Raw genomic sequence first — 19,474 nt, forward strand, 5'->3', positions numbered from 1 at the left:
AAGTTCACTCCGCGAGGAATGAATCCCCCTGCTTCAGCTGGGGGAGATGTCAAGTGCTCCTCCTACGCTCTGCTGCTGCGTACCGCTGGGGTGCTCCGCCCGCTCGGCGAAGGGCAGGGACAGCACCATGGTCAGGCCCCCGCCGGGAGTGTCCTCCGGGACGAGGGTGCCGTCCATCGCCTCTGCCAGACCTCTGGACAGGGCAAGACCCAGGCCGAGTCCGGTGGCGTTGTCGGTGTCGCCGAGACGCTGGAAGGGTTCGAAGAGGCGGTCGCGGTCGGTCGGCGGGAGGCCGGGGCCCCGGTCGACGACTCGCAGTTCGACGCGTCCCGCGTGGGAGCTGGCGGTCAGCAGCACCATGCGCCCCGCGGGACTGTGGCGGGCTGCGTTGCCGGCGAGGTTGGCGACCACCCGCTCCAGCAACGGCGGGTCGGCCAGCACGGCCGGAACCTCGTCCAGGTCCCCCACCTCGACCTCTGGAGTGTCTGCCAGCGCCGCCGGGAGGACCTCGTCCAGCGTGGTGGGGCGCAGGTTCAACGTGAGCGCCCCGGCCTGCAGACGGCTGAGGTCGAGGAGGTTCTCGATCAGCCGGTTCAGCTTGGCCATCGATTCGTCCGCGGTGGCGAGGAGTTCGTCCCGGTCCGCGTCGGAGAACTCCACATCCTTGCTGCGTAGCGAGGAGACGGCGGCCCATCCGGCGGCGAGCGGGGTGCGCAGGTCGTGGCCGACCGCCCGCAGCAGCGCTGTACGCATCCGGTCGGCGGCCTTGACCGGCTCTACCTCGGCGGCGACCTCGGCGAGCCGCGCCCGTTCGACTGCGGCGCCCACGTGTGCCGCGAAGGCGGCCAGCACGCGTCGCTCGGAGGACGGGAGTGGGCGGCCGCGCAACACCAGGAAGGCTCCGGGACCGGCGGGTACGACAGTTGCGCCGTCTTCCCCGGGCGGCTCGTCCACCAGTTCTGCCGAGTCCATGCCGAAGGTCTCACGGGTGCGCTCGACCAGCGCGGGGATGGTCGCACCGCCGCGCACGATGGTGCCCGCGAGGGACGACATGGTCTCCGCCTCCGCGGTGGCGCGCGCCGAGCGCCGCGACAGACGCAGGGAGCGGTCGACGACAGCCGCCACTATGGCGGCCACCACGACGAAGACCCCGAGCGCCAGCAACGCATTCGTATCGTTCAACGTGAAGTGCCCTCTGGGCGGGATGAACCAGTAGTTGAGCAGCAGGGACGCCGTCACCGACGCGATCACCGCCGACACGACCCCACCTATGCAGGCCACCCCCACCACAGCGAGCAGGAAGAGCAGAGCCTCGCTGGTGAGGTTGAGTCTGTCCCTGGCCACGTCGAGATCCAGCAGGAAGGTCAGCGCCACCGGCAGCAGCAGACCGGCGACCGGGCCAGCGATCCTGCGGACGGTCGACAGAGTGCGGCGGCGGGAGGGCAGCAGCGTGCCACGCCCGGCGCGTTCGTGCGTGACCATGTGGACGTCGATGTCGCTGGAGAACTTGACCACCGTCTCGCCGGTGCCGCGGCCGGTGACGAACCGCTCCAGGCGGCCACGGCGGCTGGTACCCAGCACGAGCTGGGTGGCGTTCTCGGCGCGCGCGAATTCGACCAGGGCGGTGGCGACGTCGTCGCCGACCACGGAGTGGTAGCTGCCGCCGAGGTCCTCGACGAGCCGCCGCTGCCGGGCCAGGGAGGCGTGCGAAGTGCCGGCGGCGAGTCCGTCGCTGCGCGTGACGTGTACGGCGAGCAGGTCGCCGCCGGCCGACCGGTCGGCGATGCGGGCCGCCCGCCGGATGAGTGTGTCGCCCTCGGGCCCGCCCGTCAGAGCCACGACCACCCGCTCCCGGGTCTCCCACACGCCACCGATGCCGTGCTCGGATCGGTAGGTCTGCAGTGCCTCGTCGACGCGGTCGGCCACCCACAGCAGAGCGAGTTGGCGCAGGGCTGTCAGATTGCCGGGCCGGAAGTAGTTGGCGAGGGCCGCGTCGACCTTCTCGGGAGCGTAGATGTTGCCGTGCGCCATCCGGCGGCGAAGCCCCTCGGGCGGCATGTCCACCAGCTCGATCTGACGCGCTCTGCGGACGACCTCATCGGGCACCGTTTCCTGCTGCGGGACCTTGGTGATCTTCTCGACGACGTCGTTGAGGGATTCGAGATGCTGAATGTTGAGCGCGCTGATGACATCGATCCCTTCCGCGAGCAACTCCTCGATGTCCTGCCAGCGCTTGGGGTTGCGGCCGCCGCCGGGGACGTTGCTGTGGGCGAATTCGTCGACGATCGCAACCTGAGGGCGGCGGGCGAGGACCGCGGCGAGGTCCATCTCCGTGAACTCGCCGCCGCGATAGGCGCATGAGACTCGATCGACGACTTCCAGGCCGTCGAGCATCGCCTCCGTGCCGGGGCGCCCATGGCATTCCACGAACCCCACCACCACATCAGCCCCGCGCGCCGCCCTGCGCCGGGCCTCGTCGAGAATGCGGTAGGTCTTGCCCACTCCCGGGGCAGCTCCGAGGTAGACCTTCAGACGTCCGGGACGCACGTCACCCACGCCGGTCCGTGCCTCACTCCAGCCGGTCCGTACGTCACTCTTATCGTTCCGTACGTCACTCATCGCAGCCGATGCGCTCCGCTCACTGACGATCAACTCTCCCGGAGGGAAGGGTTACTTCTCTCTACCGAAGCGCTTGTGCGAGGGCATCGGCGCGCCCCTTGACGGATCCTTGGCGCCGTTCACATGGACATTGACACCACATTGACGAGATCTGGTCCGCCAGGGTGAAAGAGGCGCGCCGGGGCCTACGGTCGGCAGAGGGCCACATGATCCCCATCTCAGGGCCAACGGGGACGGCGTACGAAGCGCAGAGACCGCCGGGCTCCACCCGCCGGCCATGTGCCCCTCGCCGGGCTCATCGCGAGCCGGCTCACTCAGCGGTGAGCTCCGTGAGCTGCTCAGCAGCGGTGGTGCTGCCCTTGTCGGCGAGACGTCGCAGCTCGCCCAAGTCGCCGTACTCGGTGGCGAGTTCAATCAACTGATCGGTCGCGGTGACGTTACTGGCATCGGAAAGACGCCGCAGCTCGCCCGCGTCACCATGCTCACCGGCCATTTCAATCAACAGATCGGTCGCGGTGGCATTGCCCCCGTCGGAAAGACGCCGCAGCTCATCCATGTCACCGAGTTCGGCGGCCAGTTCGATGAGTTCGTCGACCGCATCCTTGTCACCCTTGTCGGCTCGCTCCCGCAGGACGGACAGGTCGGAGTCAGTCATGGTGGACTACCTCTCCCTACTCGTGGCCCTGGGCCGACCGGCCCAGGATCTGGCGTGTCCTGACTGGACACCTCTCCGCTATCCGCCCGAGGTGGGCAGCTTGCCCGACGCTCGAAGTTCCTCGCGGCGCGCGTGCCACTCGTCCCGCAGCTCGGGCAGCCGCTCGCCGAGGAACTCGGCCAGCGCGACCATCTCCGCCAGCGGAGCGCGACGCTCCGGCGGAGCGTCGTCCAGCACCGCCAACCCCTCCCGAAACAGAGCCGCATGCTCCTCGTGGAGGGCGGAGTCGAAATTCTGCGGCTGTTGACTGTCCGGGTTCAGACTCACCCGGTCCATCCGCTCACCGGCGACCCTCGTCCGCCGCGCCATCCGGTAGCTCTCGAGCAGCTTGACGGCACCCGTGATGGCACTTCGGCTCGCCAGCAGCCCTTCACCCAGCTCGTCGATCGTCTGCTGCGGCGGATCGCAGACGAACAGATATCCCAGCAGACGCCCCGCCATCGGCGGGAAGCCGTACTGGCGGGCGTAGGAGCGGCCGACATGGTCGGCGAAGATCAGCTGGGCGTCACGGGGCACGTCATCGCCGATAGCAGCTCTGACTGAGATGACACTTATTTGTGTCATCTCGGTTCTGCGGCCTGGGCGCCCCTCAGGTCAGCGGAACTCCGCGTACCGTGGCCGCAGCCCGAGGGCGGTGAGTGCGACCGCCGCGAGAAGCGCCCCAAGGGCCCAGGGCAGCAATCCGCCCACCGCGGATCGGCCCGCCTGTACCGAGGCAGTGAAGTGGTGGCGGTTGATGTCGGTCACTTTGTCGAGCGCGGCCATCCACGCCCCGAAGTGCGCGTTGGACATGTCGGGCTGCCAGCTGATCCCGAACGCGACGGCCTCGCGTTCCTTGCCCTGCGCGACCAGAGCACGGATCTTGCGGTCATCGCGCTGGTAGACGGCGTATGTCTCGACCGCCTTCTCTGCCGCTGCCCGCTCGCCAGGGAAGGTGATGTTGTCGAGTTCGCGCCGGAACTCGCCGGTGAAGCGCAGGTCTTCGTGGTCGGAGCGGTACGCCTGCCAGGTCGTGGCGAGTTCGTCGTCATACGTGGCGAGGGTCGCGCCCCGGACGCCGTACAACTTCTGCGAATTCGCCACGAACGCTCGCTCGTACTGGCCGCGACGCTCCTGATCGAGGAGGTAGCGGCTCTCGTCGGCGTTCGCGTCGTACGCGATCGCGCGGGCGCGGGAGAGCGCGACGACGGAGTCGAACGCGTCCCGGCGGGCGCCCCGCAGTTGCTCGGCCGTCTCGGAGAGCGCCTGAGCGCCGAGGAGGGTGGCGAGCAGGACGCAGATGGTGGCGGCCAGGACGCCGGGGTTGAGGATCCGGTGGAAGCGGCGTGCCAAATACCACTGCAGTACGGCGAGCACCGCAAGGAGCAGTACGTCGAGCGCGATGACAGCGGCGAGTTGCGCGGAAAGCGCCGAACGGGCCTGCGCGTACTGCGTGTTGAAGGCCCGATTATTGGAGGCCACCAGCTTGCGTGATTCCGGCAGGAGTTTGCGCTGGAGCAGATCCGTCGCATCCCGGTAGTCGGCGAGGGCCGACGCCTTGCCGCCGGTGCGCCCGTCGTTCTCGAGAGCGCGCCCCACCAGCTCCTGGTACTCGGCGAAGTGGTCGGTGAGGGATTCGACGGTGTGCTCGTCGGTGCGGTCGCCTTGGGCGGCGACGGCGAGGGTGCGCAGGTCGTGGCTGACGGTGGTGCGGGCGTCGCCGTAGAAGCCGACCGCTTTCCCGTACGGCGTCTTCAGACGCCCCTTGCCCGCGTCGCCGCTGGACAGCAGGATGTTCGCGGCCTGCGCGTCCATGTCGTTGAGGGCGAGGTTGAGGTCGGCGGCACTGGTGGTGCGCGGCGAGTCCCGGTCGGCGACCGCGTCCCAGGTGCCGGAAGCGGCGAGCCCGGCCAGCAGAAGCAGCAGCGCGAGGGCGGCGGTCAGCGAGACCGTGGACACGTGCAGGAGGCGCAGCCGCGCGGGCAGGGTGGCCCAGAAGCGGCGGCGCAGAGCGGCCCACGCGTCCACGGCCTCGCGACGGAGGTGAGGGCCCGGTCGCGACCCCCCTCGTGGCCGCGGACCGGGCCCGCCTCCGGGCGGGGCGACCTGTCCGTGCTGTGGCTCCGCGACAGTCTCGGCCTCGACCTCAGAACTGCGCGTGGTACCGGCCGTGATGGTCACGAGCCCTCCAACGTCACGCCACGGACGGTCGCCCGTGTCCCCCGCGCCGCTCAGTCTGCGACCGGAATCGGCCACGGACGTGGTCCGTTGACGACCCCCTGACGCTTTCTCAGGTGACCTTGACGCGAACTTGATGCCGCCGTTCGAAGGGTCGTAAGGGAGGCGCAAATTCCGTTCCGGACGGCGCACTTCGGGCATCTGGCGGGGCTAGATTTTCCCTCGGCTGCCGGTGAGGCCCGCGGGCGTCAGTGGCATGACGGCTCGCCACCGGAAGCACTCCTCGGATGCTTCCGGTCAGGGCATCTCACGGGCGGCCGAGCACGTGGCGGCGGTCTCGTCGTCCCGTCGCCGACGTCCGTGCGCAGCCTTGCGGTGCCGGGCCCCCGGCGCCGCAAGGCCCGGCGGCCACCCCGCGTTCTGTCAGCCCGACCGGTCGCCGGCGCGCCGCCCTGCGCGTGGGCCCGGTTCCCCACCGAGGCATGAAGGTCCCCATGTTTTCCGCTCCTCCCCGGCAGGCCCCGCCGTCCCCTCCATTGCAGGGACCCCGGCCAGGGCCCAAAAGAGGTCCGGGACGTCACGCGCCCAGCGGGCTGTTCGAACCTGCCCAGCTCGCGCGGTCCTTCCCCGAGGCCCTGCGGAAACTGCACCCGCGCGTCCTGGTCAGGAACCCGGTGCTGTTCGTCGTCTCCGTCGGAGCCGTGCTCACCACCCTCTCCGCGGTCCTCCATCCCGCCGTCTTCACCTGGGTCATCAGCGCCTGGCTGTGGTTGACGGTGATCTTCGCGAACCTCGCGGAGGCCGTCGCCGAGGGCCGCGGCAAGGCGCAGGCGGAATCGCTGCGCAAGGCGCGTACGGACACGGTCGCCCTGCGCCTGCGCCACTGGACCTACGGCGCCGACCCGGGCAGCGCGGAGACCGAGGCGGTGGCGGCCACAGACCTCAAGCCGCTCGATGTCGTCGTGGTCGAGGCGGGCGAACTCATTCCCGCCGACGGCGATGTCATCGACGGCGTCGCGGCGGTCGACGAATCGGCCGTCACCGGCGAATCCGCGCCCGTCATCAGGGAGTCGGGCGGCGACCGCAGCGGTGTCACCGGCGGCACGACCGTCCTGTCCGACCGGATCGTGGTCCGGGTCAGCGCGCGCCCGGGACACTCCTTCCTGGACCGGATGATCGCGCTCGTCGAAGGCGCCTCGCGCCAGAAGACCCCGAACGAGATTGCCCTGAACATCCTGCTGGCGGCGCTGACGATCGTCTTCGTCCTGGTCGTCGTCGCGCTCCAGCCGATGGCCGCGTACGCCGGTGCCGCCCAGTCCACCACCGTCCTCGTCGCCCTCCTCGTCACCCTCATCCCGACGACCATCGGAGCACTGCTGTCGGCGATCGGCATCGCGGGCATGGACCGGCTCGTCCAGCGCAATGTGCTCGCCATGTCCGGCCGTGCGGTCGAGGCCGCCGGTGACGTGGGGACTCTGCTCCTCGACAAGACCGGCACCATCACCCTCGGCAACCGCGAGGCGGCCGCCTTCGTGCCTCTGCCCGGCATCACCGAAGCGCAGCTCGCCGGCACCGCCCAGCTGTCGTCGCTGGCCGACGAGACGCCCGAGGGCCGCTCCGTCGTCGTGCTGGCGAAAGTACGGTACGGGCTACGGGCTCCGACCGAGGGCGAGTTGGTCCACGCCCGGTGGGTGCGGTTCACCGCGCAGACCCGCATGAGCGGCGTCGATCTGCGCTGGGACAACGGCGCGGTGTGCGCGATCCGCAAGGGCGCTGCCCAGCAGGTGATCGAGTGGGTGCAGATGTACGGCGGCCAGGTCCCCGCCGAGGCCCGCTGGTTCGCCGACTCGGTCGCGGCCTCCGGTGGCACCCCGCTCCTGGTTGCCGTGCACGACTGGGACGGGCCCCGCGTGCTGGGCCTGATCCACCTCAAGGACGTGGTCAAGGACGGCATCCGGGAGCGTTTCGCCGAGCTCCGCCGCATGGGAATCAGAACGGTGATGATCACGGGCGACAACCCGCTGACCGCCAAGGCCATCGCCGAAGAGGCCGGTGTGGACGACTACTTGGCCGAGGCCACACCCGAGGACAAGCTCGCGCTGATCAAGCGTGAGCAGGAGGGCGGCAAACTCGTTGCCATGACGGGCGACGGTACGAACGACGCGCCGGCCCTCGCACAGGCCGACGTGGGCGTGGCCATGAACACGGGAACCTCCGCAGCCAAAGAGGCCGGGAACATGGTCGACCTGGACTCCAATCCGACGAAACTCATCGAGATCGTCGAGATCGGCAAGCAACTCCTCATCACCCGCGGGGCGTTGACGACGTTCTCCATCACGAACGACGTCGCCAAATATTTCGCGATCATCCCGGCCATGTTCGCCGGCGCGTACCCGGGACTGGAGTCGCTCAACATCATGGGCCTGCACAGCCCGACCTCGGCCATCACCTCGGCGATCATCTTCAACGCGCTCATCATCGTCGCGCTGATCCCACTCGCGCTGCGGGGTGTGCGTTACACGCCCGCATCGGCGCACGCCCTTCTGCGGCGCAATCTGACGTTGTACGGCCTCGGCGGCCTTGTCCTGCCCTTCATCGGCATCAAGCTCATCGACCTGCTGATTTCCGGCGTGCCCGGGCTCGGGTGAACAGCCCGCGTCAAAAAGGCGTCCGGGCACGTCAGAAGCGCGTAAGGGAACGGGGCTTTAGCTTGTACGGGGCGGCTCCCGCGGGTTCCATGGACACCATGAACAGCGAGTGGCTCCTCATCGACCGGCCGCCTCATCGGGCGTCCCGTCGTGTGCCCCGCTGTGCGGAAACGCCCGCGTCCGTCGTCCGCTGACGCGCTTTCCGCTGCCCCAGGGGCGCCGTGACCCACGTCCGGCGCCCCTTTCCATGCCCGTACGCACCTGCCGTACGCGGACCTGAGCCGTACGCGAAGCCGTACTCGTATCCCCGGATGGACCATGTCTGACACCACCCTTTCGTCCCGTACCGTCCTTGTCACGGGCGCCACTTCCGGCATCGGTCTGGAGACCGCCCGGCAGCTCGCCGAACGCGGCGCCACCGTGCTGCTGCACGGCCGCACCGCCGAGGAAGCGCGTGCCGCCGCCGACCGTCTCGTCGCGACGGCCGGCATCGACGCGGGCCGGCTCTGCACCGTCGGTGCCGACTTCACGCGCCTGGACGAGGTCGAGACCATGGCGGCCCGTGTCGTCGCCGAGCACCCTCACCTGGACGTCCTGGTGAACAACGCGGGTATGGCGGCGCCCGAGCGGCACACCATCACTGCGGACGGCAACGAGATCGCCTTCCAGGTCAACTTCCTCGCCCACTACCTGCTGACCTGCCTGCTGGAACCGGCACTCACCAGCAATCCGGGCGGCCGTGTCGTGAACGTCTCCTCCTCCCTGCACCGCACCGGCTCCATCCAGTGGAGCGACCCCAACCGCGCCCGCCGCTACTCCCGGCTCGCCGCGTACGCCCAGTCGCAGCTGGCCCTGACGGTCTTCGCGGCGGATCCGCGCGTCACCGCGGTGTCCGTCCACCCGGGTGTGTGCGACACCGCGCTGCTCCCCCTCTACGCCCACGACGGCGTCACGCCCACCGAGGGCGCCGCGCACGTGGTCCGCCTCTGCGACCCGTCGGTCGAGATCGTCAACGGCGCCTACTACGACCGCGCCGAGCACGTCGACCCGGCGCCCGCCGCCACCGAGGACCGCACGGTCAAGCGCCTCAACAAGCTGGCCGACCTCCTCGTCGGCCGCACCGCTTGAACTTCCCTTCTCTCAAACGGAGTTGATGCCGATGTCGAAGCGATCCCGCAAGAAGAAAACCCGCCGCAAGAACAAGGCGAACCACGGCCGCAAGGCCGGCCAGCGCTGACCCGATCGGAGGGGCGGGCGCGGTGACGAGACCGGCCACACGGGCCGCGCCTCCCCCGCCCGCCTCTCCCCCTTTCCAAGCCCACGGAGGCATCGATGATCGAGCTCGAACCCCGTCAACTTCCGCCACTCACCCGGTGGTTCCCCGCCGGAGCCCCAGGACCGGCCACCATCGGCGAGCATGCTCTCACCACGGGCGTCGGCCGCTGGTGGGCGGACCGGGCGGATCAGCCGCGCATCATCGCCGTTTCCTGCGCCGACCACGTCCTGCTGCGCGGCTTCCCGGACACACCAGAGGACCTGGCGCCCCTGGCAGGCAGCCACATCGACGCGCCCGCCCGCTTCCTGCCCGCCCTCGGCGCGGCCTTCGACCGCCTCACCCCGTGGGAACGCATGGTGTGGACCCTGCAGGCCGAGCCCCAGCCCTGCCCGGCTCCGCGCGGCGTGACCGTGCGCCGCCTCGAACCCGCCGACACCGATGCCCTGCACGCCCTCGGGCCCGATTCGGCCTGGATCCACGCCAGTTGGGGCGGCGCCGCCGGCCTCGCCACCTCCGGTCACGGCTGGGGAGCCGTGGACCGCGGCGGACAAGTACTGGCCATCGCCTGCACGTACTTCCGCGGCACCCGCTACGAGGACGTAGCAGTCTTCACCGCCCCCGACCACCGTCGCCACCGCCTCGCGCTGGCCTGCGTCACCGCCCTCGTCGCGGACATCACCGCACGCGGCCACACCCCCAGCTGGAACTGCTCCGTCCTCAACCGCGCCAGCCGCCTCCTGGCCTGGACCGCCGGCTTCCGGCTGGTGCGCGAGTACGTTCACTACACGGTCGGGAGCCCCGCACGACGCAGCCGCCTCGCGGCATGAGGCCCTGAATCAGCCGCGCGGGCGGCGGGGATCCACCGAAACTGCGGCGGCTTCTGGTGGCCGGTCGACCCGCGCCCGTTCGCGCCGCTCGCCGAGGCGAACGAACCGCGCGTGCGGGCTACGCCCCCCGGCATGAGGCACCGGGTGTTACTTCTCGGCCGTGCCGGGTTCCCCGCTGATGGACTCCTGGTAGACGTCCGCATAGGTGCGTGAGTCTTTGACCAGGTCGTCGCAGAACGCGGCGACGTCGTTGCCGATGAGTTGCAAGACCCCCTTGCCCGCGGCGGCGCCCTCCTCGAAGAAGTCGACGATGCCGGGGAGCAGGGGCCCGTCAGGCGTCGTCGACCTGGGCGTGGGTCAGTGCGAGGGGGTGGCAGGGCGCTGTGGCCCGTCGATACTCCGCTTCGTATCGGTTCGGCACGCGTGGCTGTGCGCTGCTCCTCATGGTGCGGGGATGCGGGATCAGGACAGCTTCACGGCGGTTTCACCACCCGGGAAGCATGCCCCGTGAAGGTGCGCGCCCGACTGTTCTTAACGCGGCCTTGACGCGTTCGACCCGGCTATCCGTGGGCCCGGGGTTCACTCTCTGCATACGCTGGTCCCGCCGTGTCCTCGATGGCCGGAACTTATCGAAGAGCCGTACGTCTGGAGCACGCCGATGGCCGCCACCGACCACGACGCCCGCACGAGCCGCCTGCGTGGGTGGATGCTGGAAGGCCTGTCCGACATGGCCAAGCACCAGCAGGGACAGCGGGCCGTCGAGCCGGAGCCCGTGCACAAGGGGCAGCGCTGGTGGCGGGTGATGTGCCTGACCGGCGTCGACTACTTCTCCACCCTCGGCTACCAGCCGGGCATCGCCGCCCTCGCGGCCGGGCTGCTGTCCCCCGTGGCCACGGTCGTGCTCGTCATAGTCACCCTGGCGGGCGCACTGCCCGTCTACCGGCGAGTCGCCGAGGAGAGCCCGCACGGCGAGGGCTCCATCGCGATGCTGGAGCGACTGCTGTCCTTCTGGAAGGGCAAGCTGTTCGTCCTCACCCTGCTCGGCTTCGCCGCCACCGACTTCCTGATCACCATCACCCTCTCGGCAGCGGACGCCTCCACCCACCTCGTCGAGAACCCCCATCTGACCGCCACGCTCCACGACAAGCAGATGCTGATCACGCTGATCCTGGTCGCACTCCTCGGCGCGGTCTTCCTCAAGGGCTTCCTGGAGGCGATTGGGGTAGCCGTGGTCCTGGTCGCGGTCTATCTCGGACTCAACACCGTGGTCGTGATCACGGGGTTGTGGCACGTGATGTCCGCAGGGCACGTGGTCACCGACTGGTCCAACGCCCTGACCGCCGAACACGGAAACATCTTCGCGATGATCGGGGTGTCCCTACTGGTCTTCCCCAAGCTCGCCCTCGGTCTGTCCGGCTTCGAGACGGGTGTAGCGGTCATGCCCCATGTCGAGGGCGATGCCACGGACACCGAGGAGAAACCGACAGGCCGTATCCGCGGCACGAAGAAGCTGCTCACCACAGCCGCCGTGATCATGAGCGTGTTCCTGATCGCGACCAGCTTCATCACTACGGTGCTGATCCCGGAGAAGGAGTTCGAGTCGGGCGGCCAGGCCAACGGCCGCGCCCTCGCCTATCTGGCCCACGAGTACCTCGGCAACGCCTTCGGCACCGTCTACGACGTCTCCACCATCGCCATCCTGTGGTTCGCCGGCGCCTCCGCCATGGCCGGGTTGCTCAACCTGATGCCCCGCTACCTGCCGCGCTACGGCATGGCCCCCCACTGGGCCCGCGCCGTACGCCCCATGGTCATCGTCTTCACCCTGGTCGCCTTCCTGGTCACCTGGATCTTCAACGCCGACGTCGACGCCCAGGGCGGCGCCTACGCCACCGGCGTCCTGGTCCTGATGTCCTCCGCGGCGATCGCGGTGACCATCGCAGCGCGCAAGGCCCGCCAGCGAAACTGGACCATCGGCTTCGGCGTCGTCTCGGCGGTCCTCCTCTACGTCACCGTCGTGAACGTCATCGAGCGCCCCGACGGCGTGAAGATCGGCGCCTGCTTCATCGCCGGCATCATGCTCGTCTCATTCCTCTCCCGGCTCGCCCGCGCCTTCGAGCTGCGCGTCACCAGCGTGACCCTGGACGACATGGCCCAGCGATTCGTACGCGACATCGCCAGCCGCCGGATCCGGTTCATCGCCAACGAGCCCGACAACCGCGACAAGGCCGAGTACCGCGACAAGATCGAGCAGATCCGCCACGACAACGACGTCCCCTCCCCGGAAGACTTCGTCTTCGTAGAGGTCACCGTCCTCGACCCCTCGGAGTTCGAGTCCGGCCTGACCGTCCGGGGGGAGGTCCTCCACAACCGGTACCGGGTCCTGACGCTGGAGAGCTCGTCCGTCCCCAACGCCCTGGCCGCCCTGCTCCTGGACGTCCGCGACACGACCGGGTGCACCCCGCACATCTACTTCGAGTGGACCGAGGGCAACCCCTTCACCAACTTCCTCCGCTTCTTCCTCTTCGGCCAGGGCGAGGTCGCACCCGTCACCCGTGAGGTCCTGCGCGAGGCCGAACCCGACAGGGACCGCCGCCCCCGGATCCACGTCGGCTGAGCCGGCAAGGGCATCAAGGACACGCCAGGAACGGGCGACACGGCGTCAGAGTGCCGTCAGCGTCGGATCCGCCGTGGACTGGGCCGCCTAGCGTTTTCCATATGAAGCGCATCAGCCTCCGGGACACAGCCGACGACCGCCACTGGCGCGGCGACGCCCGGTTCGCGCTCGGCTGCGCCCTCGCCGTCTGCGGCAATCCTGCGGCGACCGCGAGTTCCAGTTCACCGGCGGAGCAGACATCGAGGCCCAGTCCCTCCTCCTTCACCCAGTGGGCCATGGCCCGGCACAGGAACGCCTTGGCGGCGTAGTGGATCTCGGCTTCCGGAAAGGCGTCCAAGTAAGTCTGGCAGCGGCGGCGGACCTCACTCTCGTCGAGGACGTACGCCGGAGTGTCGAAGCGGCCCGCGATCTCGGCGAGCGACACCCCAGCGACGGTCAGGTCACCGGGACGGGGCTCGGCGGTGGAGGCCGGCCACACCGACAGCTCTTCGGCAGAGGCCGTGGCGGGGACGGCGGGTTCGTGAACGGTGGTCATGGTGGCGCCTCCTCAGCCGATCCAGTGCGACAGCGCCGAGGCGGGCGCGGCGGTCCCGGTGCCCCGGAGTGCGCCGACCGCCTGCGGGTCCCAGGTGCTGCGGCGCTCGGCCCTCTTGCCAGACGTGGGTGCCGGGGCGGTGAGCTGCGGGTCCACCGTGACGGTGGCGGCGCCGAGCGGCGCGGTCATGGCTCGCAGGGCGGGCTCAGCGAGCCGGATCCACGGCTGGTCGGTGCCGAGGGTGGCGGTCAGGGCGCGCTCGGAGGCGAAGCCGACCGCTGTGCGGTCACCGAGCGGCGTGCGGAACAGCCGGGCGGCGTGCCCGAGCGGGCCCGGCCGGACGGGAACGTACAGCGGTCCGGCCGGGAACCGTTCAGAGGGTTCCGGGTCTTCGTCGCACAGAAGTTCTGCCATGGGAGGTCTCCTGGAGGATCCGGGGTCATACGCGATATCCCGAGGCGGCTCGCCTGAGTTCGGGACGTTCGCTTCAGTCGAAGGTGACCGGTCCCCGGTCACGGGACGGGCGACCGGGGCTCGTCGAGGACGCTATGCCCGCCCACCCGGGCCCCCTGAGCCGTCCTGACGGATTGCTGACGCGGAGAGCGGCAATGCTGACGCGATGGTGATGGGCACTGCTCCGACAGCGGGACGGCTCCGTCAGACGTACGCCAAGAAGCGACGCAGGGGCTGTGCACGGGCCCCGGCAGGGGAGTGTGATGGTCCCGGTGTTGATGAGAACCGCCGGCGGGCCCTCTCCTGCGGCGGCAGTTGACGGACGGTGAAGCAATGTCCGGTTCCGACGCGGCCCCAGACGCGCGTGTCGCCCGCGTCGTGGTCGGGGTGAGCGGGTCGCCGGGAAGCCGCACAGCCCTGCGCCGCGCCGCGGCCGAAGCCCACCATCGGCAGGCCGAGCTCTGGGCGGTGCTGGCGTGGCAGTCACCCGGCGGCGAACTCCACGCTCGCCGGGCCTCGGCTGCGCCGCTCGCGGACGGGGACTGGGAGAACCTCGCCCGCACCACGCTCGTCACGACCATCCGCGAAGTGCTTCCCGATGGCCCCAGCGTCCCCCTGCACGCCGTCCTGACTCGCGGCACCCCGGCCGGGCACTGGCGGAGACCGCCGACCGTGAGGACGACCTCCTGGTCGTCGGCGCCGGGCACCGCGGCCACCTCCACCGCGCACTGCACCCGTCGGTGAGCCGGTACTGCCTCGCCCATGCCTGCTGCCCGGTCCTCGCCATCCCGCCGTCCCCACTGGAGGCCGACCTCGCGGCAGCACACCTCCGCAATGTGTGGCGACTGCGCCTGGACACCCGACACTTCACCAAAGAGGCGACACCACCCCACCCGACGCCTGACAGCGACCTCGGGAGAACGTCGCACCCAGCCGGACCACCTGGGCAGCGACAAGGCATACAACTCACGCCGCAATCGGCGCCACCTGCGAAGACGCCAGATCAAGCACGTGATCCCTGAGCCGAAGGGCCAGGGGCCACCCGCAAACGGCGCGGCAGCAAGGGCGGCCGGCCCACCGGCTTCGACAGCAAGCACAAACGCCGCAACGCGGTCGAGCACACGATCAACCGGCTCAAGAACTCCCGGGCCGTCGCCCCCCCGCTTCGACAAGCCAGGCCACGTCTTCCACGGCGCCATCACCGTGGCTGCGATCCGCCTAGGCTCCGGCCGTGATCCGCCGGCACCCTTCAGACATCTGAGGGATCGGCGTGATTCGGGTTTTGGCGGAGCGGCAGCAGCTGGCTGAGGGCAATCAGGAGTAGCCCAGCCAACAGCAGGGCGTTCCCAGTGAAGAAGCGGGCCTCCCAGGAAACGCTCGGCAGGACTCGAAAGTAGAAGAGGCCTTGCAGAACGACGGAAGCGCCCGTGAGCAGGGCACCGAGACCGTGGAGTTGGGGCCTGGCGACGTGGCGGCGCGCCGTGGGCAGCATCCACCCTGTCCGGAGCGTGACGATTCCCAATGCGATCGCCAGCAGCCCCAAGAACGCGCCCGTTCCTACTACCCATGCCATGGTGTCACTCCGCTCCGACCGCAAGAGGCCCGGAACGCGAGTAACGCCCGGCCCGAAGATGCCCACATTGTCGCTGGACCCGGTGGTGCCTGACCATGCCGATGCCAGGCAATCTCCGTACGGCTCTGCTGCCGTCTGTGCGCTGCATGCTCAAGATCCGCCGGACACTGCCTGGACCCCGGAGCGGTTCAGGCCCGAGACGGATGCAGGGTCCTCGTGTCGCGCAGGGGAGCGGCGGACCTCGCGAGCTCTTCGCAGGCGGCGGTGCACTGCGCTCCGAGTTCGTCGACGAGTGCGGAGACGCTCCTGAACCCGATTGATCGCGCCGATGCCCCGACCCGCGCCACCCAACCTCACCTGCGCCACGCCCCACCCCCCCTCCTCGATCGGAAGGACTTCGGCCTGCCACGCCTCAGATACGACGCGGCCATGTCGCCGACGCGTTCCCTGTCGGCCCCGGATTCACGCCGGCGACGCTCGCCGTGACGAAGGGCGCCCCTACCGACGATTGCGCCCTTGGATCAGTATCGTCCGCCCCGACGCCCCGGTCCGCGGCTCAGCGGCCCGCACGAGGAGGAGCACCATGGCCGATCGCCGACAGGAACCCTCCTCGGATGACGGATCCCCGTCGCGGACACTGGACACGCGTCGGGCGAGCGCGCGCGACACGGTGCGCCTCGCGGTGGTCATCGGTGCTCTCGGCGTGGTCTTCGGCGACATCGGAACCAGCCCGATCTACACACTCCAAACGGTGTTCAATCCCGACGACCCGCACCCCGTCCCGGTCAGCACGGAGAACGTGTACGGGGTGGTGTCACTGGTGTTCTGGTCGGTGATGATCATCGTCACGGTCACCTACGTGCTGCTCGCGATGCGCGCCGACAACGACGGCGAGGGCGGCATCATGGCGCTCATCACCCTGCTGCGACGGTTGAGTTCACAGCGCGGGCGCCGGGCCGCTGTCGTCCTGGCCGCGCTCGGCATCTTCGGCGCGTCGCTCTTCTTCGGCGACAGCATGATCACCCCGGCGATCTCGGTGCTGTCCGCGGTCGAAGGACTCAAGGTCGTCGAGCCGTCCCTGGAGGACGCGGTTGTACCCATCACCGCGGTGATCATCGTCATCCTGTTCCTGGTGCAGCGCAGGGGAACCGCCGCCGTGGGCCGGGTGTTCGGGCCGGTCATGATCGTCTGGTTCGTGGCCATCGGCGCGTGCGGCGTCGCCGGCATCACCGGCCACCCGGACATTCTCAAGGCCCTGTCACCGACGTACGCGTTGGGCTTCCTGTTCGGCCACTGGGGTACGGCCTTCTTCGCCCTGGCCGCGATCGTGCTCTCGGTCACCGGCGCCGAGGCGCTCTACGCCGACATGGGTCACTTCGGCCGCCGGGCGATCACCCGAGGCTGGCTGTTCCTCGTACTGCCCGCCTGCGTCCTGAGCTACATGGGCCAGGGTGCTCTGATCCTCGACAATCCGGACAACATCAGCAGCCCCTTCTTCCTGCTCGTGCCCGACTGGGGACGCTGGCCGATGGTCCTGCTGGCGACGGCGGCGACCGTGATCGCCTCGCAGGCGGTGATCACCGGCGCGTACTCGGTCGCCTCCCAGGCGGCCCAGCTGGGCTACCTGCCGAGGCTGCGCATCGCGCACACCTCCGAATCCACCATCGGTCAGATCTACGTCCCCTGGATCAACTGGCTCCTGATGGTCTCGGTCCTCACCCTGGTCTTCGCCTTCCGCAGTTCCGCGGCGCTGGCCTACGCGTTCGGCATGGCGGTCACCGGCACCATCACCATCACCACCTTGCTGTTCTTCTACGTCGCCCGCGCCAAGTGGGGCACGCCCCGGTGGCTGCTCGGCATCGGCGCGGGTGTGCTCCTCTTCGTGGACCTGCTGTTCGTGGCGGCCAACATGACCAAGCTCGTCCACGGCGCGTGGCTGCCGCTGCTGATCGGCCTCACGGCGTTCACGGTCATGACGACCTGGCAGCGGGGTCGCGAGCTGGTCACCGCGGAACGAGCTCGCGCCGAGGGGCCGTTGCCCGAGTTCGTCGACGACCTCCGCAGTGGCAAGGCTTCCACGCTCCAGGTCCCCGGCACGGCCGTCTTCCTGAACCGGGGCAAGGAGACCACGCCGCTGGCCATGCGGGCCAACGTTGTGCACAACCATGTCCGGCACGAGCAGGTCGTGATCCTCGCCCTGCAGACAGAGCCGGTGCCCCGTGTCCCGGCCGACCAGCGGGTCGTCGTGGACGACCTCGGCTACGCCGACGACGGGATCGTCCACGTCACCGCTCGGTTCGGCTACATGGAGACACCGGACGTCCCCGGTCTGCTGGCCACGCTCGACCCGGACGAAACCGAAGGGCCGTTGCAGCTCGACCAGGCGTCGTACTTCTTGTCGAAGATCGAGCTCCGGCGCGGGAAGGCACCGACGATGGCGCCCTGGCGCAAGCGGCTGTTCATCGCCACCTCCTACATCACGTCCGACGCCGCCGAGTACTTCAGCCTGCCCCGCGACCGCACGGTCATCATGGGCTCGCACATCGAGGTGTAGACGCGCACTGCGGGAAGCCGGGCCCGTTCGGCCTGCGTGGACGGCCGGTTGAAGCAGCCCCTAGGCTGCCCGATCCTATAATGCCCAAAAAGTGACGCTATGCCGGATATGGATATCCATGGATGCCGAAAATCGCCCCACAGGCCGCCCAGCCTCCGCGAGTCGGCGCGGGCCCGACAGCGAACGATGGGAAGCGACGGCTGCCGTGGTCGCGGGCGGCGGAGCACTGGTGGTCTGGGAGCCCGCTTTCACGCTCGGCGCCTACCACGTTGTCTTCTATTACCAGTTGCTCAGCCTCTGGGCGGTATCGACTGGTGTGCTGCTCAGCGCTCTACTGCTACGTGAACGCCTGCCCCGGCACGGCTGGATGTACCTGGCCTGCCTGGCGCTACCCAGCGTTTGGCTCAGCCTCGCCGCCATCGTGCCCCACAGGGGCGGGACGCCGCGAGAGCTGCTCTTCCTGGCGGGCGGCATCCTCAGCGTCATTGGCACACCAGTGCTGACCTGGACCCTTCTTCGGATCCTGCTGTTTGGGGAATCCGAGCTCTCCGCCCGTCAGCAGTGGAGGGTCGTCGGCACGATCGCGCTCGTCGGGGTGCTCGCCTTCACGCTCGGCTCACTGAATCATGTGTTTCTGACGTGCGGAGATTTCAACGTCAGCGGCAACAGCGTCCCCAAGGGCTGCAGGCCGGGAAGCGCTTCCCCGTTCGGCTGACCAATCGGGTTGGCTGGCAAGGGGGACGACATCGGGCCATGAGAGCACTCAGATCACTATGAGGACAGCCGGCCGCCTTGGCTCACGCGTCGTCACGATGGTGGGCCGGTCCGAGTACCTCGTCGGCGCTGCCGAGCTCTGTGCGCGGCTGCTTGCGGAGCATGTGGCGCGCGATGGAGGAGTACCGGTAGACCTGTTTGCGGGCCCGCATGATGGTGCGGCGGACCCTCTGCCTCGCGCCCTTCACGGCAGGGCGCCCGCCCCTGCATCAAGGGGGCGGGCGTTGCGCTGCAGCCAGCAGACGCGGAATCGATGCCGTCAGCCCACGGGCAGGCACTGACAATCCCGGGGGCAACGCCTCGTCGTCTGGCCATGCCTTCAGCTCCGTCAATGCCCCGCGCCATGCTCGTAACGGTCGTGCTATTGGTGGCCACCGGGCCGACCCCGCCATGGCCGACCTGTTCGAGTTGCTCATCGGCACCGGCATACGGCTGCGCGACTCCTCCGCCATGGCGATGGCGGCGTACGTGGGGTTCGACCTCGAAGCGATCTTCGAAGGCGAACTGTTCAGCGAGTTCGTCCTGCTGTACATGACGCTGCACGCGTCCCGTTTCGAGGTCGGCGAGGGACAGCCAGCGTCGGCGTGCTGGCTGGATAAGTGGCGGACCCTCGCCAATCGGCGTCGGCAAGTGAGCCTTGCCCGGGTTCCAGCCCTTTGCGGCTGGCAAGTCCTTGCCATGGCGTGGACTTGCCGTCATCAGGCCTTCACGTCGGGCGTAACCGGCCGA

Annotated in this window: 16 protein-coding genes and 4 pseudogenes; 11 read left to right on the forward strand and 9 right to left on the reverse strand. The window is 69.3% G+C overall.

What is annotated here, in order from left to right:
* Positions 1 to 33: 33 nt before the first annotated feature.
* The 4 genes from OG574_RS09490 to OG574_RS09505 form a co-directional block, all read right to left on the reverse strand.
* Positions 34 to 2,556 (reverse strand): ATP-binding protein, encoded by a 2,523-nt coding sequence (locus OG574_RS09490; protein ID WP_326778418.1) that lies wholly within the window; start codon positions 2,554 to 2,556, stop codon positions 34 to 36.
* A 373-nt stretch (positions 2,557 to 2,929) separates the two neighbouring features.
* Positions 2,930 to 3,274, reverse strand: a complete 345-nt coding sequence (locus OG574_RS09495; RefSeq protein WP_326772774.1) for a hypothetical protein — start codon at positions 3,272 to 3,274, stop codon at positions 2,930 to 2,932.
* A gap of 78 nt (positions 3,275 to 3,352) precedes the next feature.
* The gene (locus tag OG574_RS09500) at positions 3,353 to 3,850 is read right to left on the reverse strand and encodes a GbsR/MarR family transcriptional regulator (protein WP_326772775.1); all 498 of its coding nucleotides are present in this window, start codon (positions 3,848 to 3,850) and stop codon (positions 3,353 to 3,355) included.
* A 78-nt stretch (positions 3,851 to 3,928) separates the two neighbouring features.
* Positions 3,929 to 5,341, reverse strand: coding sequence for a hypothetical protein (locus tag OG574_RS09505; RefSeq protein WP_326772776.1), 1,413 nt, complete (start codon positions 5,339 to 5,341; stop codon positions 3,929 to 3,931).
* 644 nt (positions 5,342 to 5,985) lie between these two features.
* Between OG574_RS09505 and kdpB the strand changes: the two genes are divergently transcribed.
* The 4 genes from kdpB (at position 5,986) to OG574_RS09520 (ending at position 10,242) form a co-directional block, all read left to right on the forward strand.
* Positions 5,986 to 8,139, forward strand: coding sequence for a potassium-transporting ATPase subunit KdpB (kdpB, locus tag OG574_RS09510; protein ID WP_326772777.1), 2,154 nt, complete (start codon positions 5,986 to 5,988; stop codon positions 8,137 to 8,139).
* Positions 8,140 to 8,457: 318 nt separating this feature from the next.
* Positions 8,458 to 9,267 (forward strand): SDR family NAD(P)-dependent oxidoreductase, encoded by an 810-nt coding sequence (locus OG574_RS09515; protein WP_326772778.1) that lies wholly within the window; start codon positions 8,458 to 8,460, stop codon positions 9,265 to 9,267.
* Positions 9,268 to 9,298: 31 nt separating this feature from the next.
* A complete protein-coding gene (locus tag OG574_RS52705) occupies positions 9,299 to 9,376 on the forward strand; it encodes a 50S ribosomal protein bL37 (protein WP_398378172.1) in 78 nt (25 codons plus the stop codon).
* A gap of 95 nt (positions 9,377 to 9,471) precedes the next feature.
* Complete coding sequence (locus OG574_RS09520) at positions 9,472 to 10,242, forward strand: GNAT family N-acetyltransferase (protein ID WP_326772779.1); 771 nt, start codon at positions 9,472 to 9,474, stop codon at positions 10,240 to 10,242.
* Between the two features lie 147 nt (positions 10,243 to 10,389).
* On the opposite strand, the pseudogene OG574_RS09525 reads toward OG574_RS09520, so the two are convergent.
* Positions 10,390 to 10,578 (reverse strand): annotated as a pseudogene (locus tag OG574_RS09525) (DUF1048 domain-containing protein); the annotation flags it as partial.
* 322 nt (positions 10,579 to 10,900) lie between these two features.
* Here OG574_RS09525 and OG574_RS09530 point away from each other — a divergent pair.
* Complete coding sequence (locus tag OG574_RS09530) at positions 10,901 to 12,856, forward strand: amino acid transporter (RefSeq protein ID WP_326772780.1); 1,956 nt, start codon at positions 10,901 to 10,903, stop codon at positions 12,854 to 12,856.
* 145 nt (positions 12,857 to 13,001) lie between these two features.
* Here the strand turns inward: OG574_RS09530 and OG574_RS09535 are convergent.
* Positions 13,002 to 13,391 (reverse strand): annotated as a pseudogene (locus tag OG574_RS09535) (diaminopimelate decarboxylase); the annotation flags it as partial.
* A gap of 12 nt (positions 13,392 to 13,403) precedes the next feature.
* Positions 13,404 to 13,805 carry an SAV_915 family protein gene (locus OG574_RS09540; RefSeq protein WP_326772781.1) on the reverse strand — a complete coding sequence of 134 codons (402 nt, stop codon included), beginning with the start codon at positions 13,803 to 13,805 and terminating at the stop codon, positions 13,404 to 13,406.
* 372 nt (positions 13,806 to 14,177) lie between these two features.
* Between OG574_RS09540 and OG574_RS09545 the strand changes: the two genes are divergently transcribed.
* From OG574_RS09545 to OG574_RS09555, 3 genes and pseudogenes are all read left to right on the forward strand, one after another.
* Positions 14,178 to 14,588: a universal stress protein gene (locus OG574_RS09545; RefSeq protein WP_326772782.1), complete on the forward strand. Its 411-nt coding sequence runs from the start codon at positions 14,178 to 14,180 to the stop codon at positions 14,586 to 14,588.
* Entirely contained in the window at positions 14,531 to 14,866 is a 336-nt protein-coding gene (locus OG574_RS09550; RefSeq protein WP_326778419.1) for a universal stress protein, read from the forward strand. Before OG574_RS09545 ends, OG574_RS09550 begins: the two co-directional genes overlap by 58 nt.
* Positions 14,760 to 15,065 (forward strand): annotated as a pseudogene (locus tag OG574_RS09555) (IS5/IS1182 family transposase); the annotation flags it as partial. The gene OG574_RS09550 and the pseudogene OG574_RS09555, both read left to right, overlap by 107 nt.
* A 28-nt stretch (positions 15,066 to 15,093) precedes the next feature.
* Here the strand turns inward: OG574_RS09555 and OG574_RS09560 are convergent.
* On the reverse strand, positions 15,094 to 15,387 hold the full coding sequence (locus OG574_RS09560) for a hypothetical protein (RefSeq protein ID WP_326772783.1): 294 nt from the start codon (positions 15,385 to 15,387) through the stop codon (positions 15,094 to 15,096).
* 613 nt (positions 15,388 to 16,000) lie between these two features.
* Here OG574_RS09560 and OG574_RS09565 point away from each other — a divergent pair.
* Both OG574_RS09565 and OG574_RS09570 read left to right on the forward strand, forming a co-directional pair.
* Positions 16,001 to 17,971: a potassium transporter Kup gene (locus tag OG574_RS09565; protein ID WP_326772784.1), complete on the forward strand. Its 1,971-nt coding sequence runs from the start codon at positions 16,001 to 16,003 to the stop codon at positions 17,969 to 17,971.
* Between the two features lie 229 nt (positions 17,972 to 18,200).
* Positions 18,201 to 18,686, forward strand: coding sequence for a hypothetical protein (locus OG574_RS09570; RefSeq protein WP_326772785.1), 486 nt, complete (start codon positions 18,201 to 18,203; stop codon positions 18,684 to 18,686).
* Between the two features lie 82 nt (positions 18,687 to 18,768).
* Here the strand turns inward: OG574_RS09570 and OG574_RS09575 are convergent, their stop codons facing one another.
* Entirely contained in the window at positions 18,769 to 18,897 is a 129-nt protein-coding gene (locus OG574_RS09575) for a hypothetical protein (protein WP_326772786.1), read from the reverse strand.
* 280 nt (positions 18,898 to 19,177) lie between these two features.
* Here OG574_RS09575 and OG574_RS52710 point away from each other — a divergent pair.
* Positions 19,178 to 19,360: pseudogene (locus OG574_RS52710) on the forward strand (hypothetical protein); the annotation flags it as partial.
* Between the last annotated feature and the right edge of the window lie 114 nt (positions 19,361 to 19,474).

This window comes from Streptomyces sp. NBC_01445, assembly GCF_035918235.1.
Taxonomy (GTDB): Bacteria; Actinomycetota; Actinomycetes; order Streptomycetales; family Streptomycetaceae; genus Streptomyces.